The sequence below is a fragment of the Dysgonomonas sp. 521 genome, from assembly GCF_010501055.1.
In the GTDB taxonomy this organism is placed as follows: Bacteria; Bacteroidota; Bacteroidia; order Bacteroidales; family Dysgonomonadaceae; genus Dysgonomonas.
Map to the genome: position 1 here is coordinate 1 of NZ_QVMO01000144.1, position 5,748 is coordinate 5,748.

Annotated in this window: 4 protein-coding genes; 2 read left to right on the forward strand and 2 right to left on the reverse strand. The window is 37.8% G+C overall.

Features of this window, described 5'->3' with window-relative positions:
* The first annotated feature begins 1,548 nt into the window (after positions 1–1,548).
* Together D0T84_RS20975 and D0T84_RS20980 are read left to right on the forward strand one after the other, a co-directional pair.
* Complete coding sequence (locus tag D0T84_RS20975; protein ID WP_163309862.1) at positions 1,549–2,373, forward strand: class I SAM-dependent methyltransferase; 825 nt, start codon at positions 1,549–1,551, stop codon at positions 2,371–2,373.
* A 316-nt stretch (positions 2,374–2,689) separates the two neighbouring features.
* On the forward strand, positions 2,690–3,373 hold the full coding sequence (locus D0T84_RS20980) for a hypothetical protein (protein WP_163309864.1): 684 nt from the start codon (positions 2,690–2,692) through the stop codon (positions 3,371–3,373).
* A gap of 4 nt (positions 3,374–3,377) precedes the next feature.
* On the opposite strand, the gene abc-f is transcribed toward D0T84_RS20980, so the two are convergent.
* The gene (gene abc-f, locus D0T84_RS20985) at positions 3,378–4,967 is read right to left on the reverse strand and encodes a ribosomal protection-like ABC-F family protein (RefSeq protein WP_163309866.1); all 1,590 of its coding nucleotides are present in this window, start codon (positions 4,965–4,967) and stop codon (positions 3,378–3,380) included.
* 578 nt (positions 4,968–5,545) lie between these two features.
* Positions 5,546–5,748: hypothetical protein (locus D0T84_RS22665; protein ID WP_221413160.1), on the reverse strand; the 203-nt coding region annotated here is incomplete at its 5' end.

Sequence of the window (5,748 nt, forward strand, 5' to 3'; positions counted from 1 at the left end):
AAACAAGTCGCCCTGACTTTGATCCGGTGATTTTCCTATCATTTTTTGCAAGCTTTTAGGACTTCAAGATACGAAATTCTGCAATATTAAGCAAATAATTGAAGGTGTAATTTACTGGCAAATAACTTATTATATACTTTTTAAGGAGCGACTATTTATTGCGGCTTATGTGTTTTGGGCTTTTATTCATGCCATTACAGGGTGGATACTGGCTGATTCCAGAGAGATCGATTTTGTAGGCGGGCTGCCTGCTTTGGGATATTTCATGTTAGCTTCGGCCATAATCCCCGTATTTATCATATTCGTGCCATTTTGTGTATCTAATATTTTCTTTAAGGCGGACAGCTATTCTAAAAAATACGGTTTTATCGAATAAAAATCAATGCCTCGGAAAGTAGATTTCCGGGGCATTGACGAAAAATGTGCCACTATTGTGTGACTAAAAGAGCAGAATATATTAAGGTTGTGAAGCCCTTCGCCAGACGAACAAGCGAAACTTTTTGCATTACTCATACGAATATAAATGATAGCATCATTCATGATCCTGCTTCACAATTTTAGAGCCTGTTAAAATTTTATAGCAAATCTTTTTTATAGCTACTTTTGAGATGGATTTTATTCTTTTTGCTAGCAGAGCCAACGGTCAGCGGAGCTAGTTAGCGGGCTAAAAAGAGCATAAAAAGTTGCTAAGAATTCGAAGAACCGACAAATCCAATTATTTCAAAGAGCCTATAAGATAAATTTTCGCTAAAATTTAAACAGGCTCTAAGTATAGTATATGATTTGTTTTTGTCTTCAGTCGTTTGAATAAACGCTGGCAATATAATTCTTTTTGTCCTCTTATCTTTAGCCATAAAGTTATATATTTATTTTATAACAAAAGAATATATTGCGTTAAAAATACACGTTAATTATTAATTTTTATTTATTGATATTTTTTGTTGGGTTGAGTAACTGTTTAAATTTTATTCGTTCCAATTTTTAGAGATGTTTTAGAGATGATTTTTTCTTCCGCGAAACGATAATAGCGGGCTATTTGAGTTGAGTGAAAGGAAAAAACAGCCTAAAACAGTCTAAAAATGAACGAAGAAAAAGGTATAGTAAAATATTCGTATAAAATTTAAACAGTTTCTGAATAATTACATTTATCTTTGCAACCGATAAAAGAATTTTATGTTATCTAACGTTAAGAATATATTGGTGCTGTAAATAATCTGTATGCATTACAGGTTATCCCTCCGCTTTTCACTGAAAGATTTCTCTTTTAGTGGTTTTTGTTATCATTATTACTGTTTAAATTATCGGTATTCGGCAATATCCCTATTGGGCTTGCTTAGTAACTGTTTAAATTTTATTCGTTCAAATTTTTAGAAATGTTTTAGAGATGTTTTTTTCTTCCTCAAAACGATAATAGCGGGCTATTTGAGTTGAGAGAAAGGAAAAAACAGCCGAAAACAGACTAAAAATGAACGAAGAAAAAGATATAATAAAATATTCGTATAAAATTTAAACAGTTACTTAATATCTCATCAATAAATTCTTAAAGAAATGGATACTAAACATAAAGTAATCTACGATTTTAACTTTTCATTAATCGCCGATTTTTTCAAAGGATCAGAACGCCAGGGACCAGGCAGCGAAGATATAACAAAACTAGCTTTGCAGTTTATTCATGACCTTCCGGATATGGCTAATATCGCCGATCTTGGTTGTGGTACGGGAGGGCAAACAATATTTCTGGCACAGAACCTAAAGAGAAATATCTCAGCCTCCGATATTATGCCCGAATTTATAGAAAGCCTCAACGAAAAGATACGGAAAGCAGGGCTGGAAAACAGGATAACTACAAAAAATATCTCCATGACCGAACTGAATTTTCCTGAGCAGAGCCTGGATTTAATCTGGGCAGAAGGCTCCATCTATAATATCGGATATCAGAAAGGGTTAAAAGAATGGCGAAAGTTTCTGAAACCAAATGGATACATCGCTGTATCCGAGGCCACATGGTTTACCAATGAGCGGCCTCAGGAAATAGCAGACTTTTGGGAAAAGAATTATTCAGAAATAGATACGGTCTCTAAGAAGGTACAGCAGATGCAGGACGCGGGTTATACGCCTGTCGCTCATTTTATTTTACCCGAAGTCTGCTGGTGGGACTATTTCAATCCGATACTCGGTTATTGTGACGCATTCCTTCAAAAGCATAATTACAGTGAAGAAGCTAAAAGCTTGGTTGAGCATTTCCATTATGAAATACAGTTGTATGATAAATATAAAGCGTATTATGGCTATGTATTTTATATAGGTCAGGTAAATAGTGAAACTCCGGCCTGTAACGAAACGAATGCAATCAAGGATTTGAGTATCAGGTAGGAATAAGAAGCTTGTTATACGGAAATGTAAATTTATCAAGTTCTGCTAAATTTGCAGATAATGATTAGATATACACCAACTGAAAAGAGGGTGTGTCAAAAGTCTAAAAAGAGTACTGTCATTGTGGGATTAATCCGCAATCCCCTCATAATCAACACTGGTTTCTTGGGGATTCCGTGTCAGGTACGGAATAACAGACTGTTGCCACACCCTCTCTTTTTTAGTTATACAGAATCAAAAAATAGTATCCGGCGGAAGTTAGAGTCGTTTTATTTTCAAAAACTCTATCTTTGCTCCCTGTAAATATCTTGTAGAAATGTCAAATAATCATTCATCTCCACTTATCCGGATACCTAACCTGAGTCTGGCTATCGTTGTCACGGTGATAGCTATCGCCGTACAGTTGTTATTTAATCAACCTTTGTGGAACGTAATAGGGCTGAAATGGATGAATCTTAGTGCCGGAGTCTATTTAGGCCGTTATCTCTTCCAAATATGCGTCTACTATATCTTCGCCCAATACTTACGCAATTTCAGGGCGGGGAGGTTAGTAGGAATGCTGTATGCGGCTGTCACTCTTGTATTTATCAATGCCATAATGCCATTGCTGAGTTATGCGCTGTATGGAAATCAAATAGTAACATTAATCCTGTCATCGGTCAATTATTTCGCTTCCTTAGTTACAAATATCTTATTTTTTATTATCGGCTTTAAACTGATAAAATTTCAAAGTGATTTTGTAGGAGGACTAAATTTTCTCGGCAAGACCTTTGTCTTGAAATCCGTTTTTGGTATTATCACTTTTCTGTATCAATATTCCCAGGTATTTATTTCGGCTATATATCCGGATTATTTACCGGATAATACAGCCGTAATAAATATTATTATACAAATATCCGCTCTCTTAATATCTCTTTTTATCTTCGGTAGTATAGTGTATATTTATAAAAGAGCGATGGATTATAATTCCGGAGTAGAGAAAGAGCCAAGATGGTATTGACGCCCTATATCTCTATCTCCTTCGACACTCCTACTTCTTCGACAAAATACGCGTCGTGCGAAATAATGAGCAATGTACCTTTATACTCCTTTATTGTATTGGTTACGATCTCAAGGCTCTGAATATCCAGATTGTTTGTCGGTTCGTCGAGGATGAACATGTCGGGCGCATTGTCGTCGGCCTGCATACAGCAGAATACCAGTCTCATCTTTTCTCCCCCGCTCAGTTTGCCGCAAGGTTTCTCCCATGTGTTGTATGTGAACAGGAAACGATGGAGTATTATTCTTAGTTCGTCATCCGTCAGGCGGCGCGAGTTGAACTGCTGGAGTTGCTCAAAGACGGTCAGGCTGTTATCTATTATGGAATAGTCCTGGTCGATGTAAAGGTATTTAAAGTCAGCGCGGATGATACTTCCTTCCTGCGGTTCGAGCTTGCCGAATATCAGTTTTAGCAATGTGGTTTTTCCACTTCCGTTTTGCCCGCTGACAACTATCCTGTCCCCACTTCTGATTTCAAATTCCAGCGGATTTTCCCATAACATCTGATCGGCATACCCGAAATTAATATCTTGTGCTGTTACCAGTATTTTGCCCGCATGCAGGTTGGCGTCTTCAAAGTCCATCTTCAGGTCTTTCTTTTCCGGTAACTGTTGGCGCAATTGCTTCATATTGTCAACAATGCTTTCCATTTTTCCCTCGTGGGTTTCTTTTAATTTGGCGGAGCTTGATTCCGCCCTGTTCCGTATGGTGTTCAGCATAATGCGGGGAATGCCCTTTTTCTCTATACTCTTTTTCCCTCTTACATCCCTTTTCTGTTTCTTCTCGGCTACCTCCCGCGCTATATTCCGCGCTTTGCGGAGTTCTTTTTGTTTTTCGTCAAGCTGGCTCTGGAGGGCTTCCATCTTCTCTTCCTTTTGTACTTTATAGAATTCGTAATTACCTCCGTATACCTCAATGTCATTATGTGTCAGCTCATAGGTCAACTCTATGAGGTTCAGCAATGTACGGTCGTGACTAACCACTACTATTGTGGCATTGCTGTTTTCAATCAGGTTATACAATTGTTTCCTGCTATCCTTGTCCAGATGGTTCGAGGGTTCGTCCAACAGTATATTTTCAGGAGAATGTATGTTGATGCCAGCCAAAAACGCTTTTGTTTTTTCGCCACCGCTCATGCTTTCCATTTTGCGGGATAGCTGTATGTGTGGCAATCCCCATTTGGCAAGGGCATTCAAGGCACGCTCTTCTATATCCCAGTCGTCATTGAGCACCGAAAAATTTTGTGGCGAAGCGTCCCCGCCCAATATAGCATGCAGCGCCTCTAGTTTTTGATCGATATGTAATGCCTGCGCTACGGTAGATTGGTCATATTGGCCGAAGTGCTGGGGAATGTAATACGGGTTATCCTGACAGATGATTTCTCCGGCTGAGGGTTGTAGCCCTCCTGCTATAATGCGCAGCAGGGTTGATTTACCCGAGCCGTTATTACCGATCAGGGATATTTTCTGCCCTTTAGATACGGAGAAACTGATATTTTCGAATAATGGTTCCCTGTCGGGATGCATATATGATATTTGCTTTACGATGATACTCATAAACCTTTGTTTTTTTAGAATGTAAATAATCAAATGATTGTGGTAGTGAGACACAAGTGAACGAGATACGGTATATAGCTTGTTAACTCGTTTACTTACCTGCTCTGCACAAAAGGATACTTGTGTGCAGGGTAATAAAAGTCCTGATTGGAACCTGTCGTTTTTTTGAAATAATTGATTACATAATATCTAAGTTTGGCCGGTAAAGAGTAGTCCGGCAGAATTGAACACTGATTAACCAAAATGTACCGGAAAATCCGGATTTGTCAAAATGGTTTTTCAACCATTGTTTACTTAGATATTCTCACTGGAGTGGTTTATAAGTTTATACTGCTGCAAATATAGGCTTTTTTTGTGAAATCAGCCACATAATTTGATAAAGTATTTTTATCTTCGTTGCTTAGAGTCTGTTTAAATTTTACTGTAGTATTCAGCAAAGTAGGGCCAATCCCTTGTGGTTGCCCGTAGCGCTATAAACGGGCGGGGACAAGCACTGCCCCTACATCCGATAATTAGGATAATGCTCTATGTAGAGGTTTATATATTTTGCCATATACTATGATCTTTTGCCTGAAAATTTATCTTATAGTATAGTTCTTTGATATTTTTAGGATAGAAATAGTAACAATAAAAAGTATATAAAAAGATGTCACTTTTGTCACTTTTTGATAAATAATGTGAATCAGTGCATAATCCGGAGCATCCCCACCCAGTAATCCGGTTCTAAATCCATTAGAAATCGGTTCTAAAAATCTGCCATTCCGGCAGATATCCACCCAAA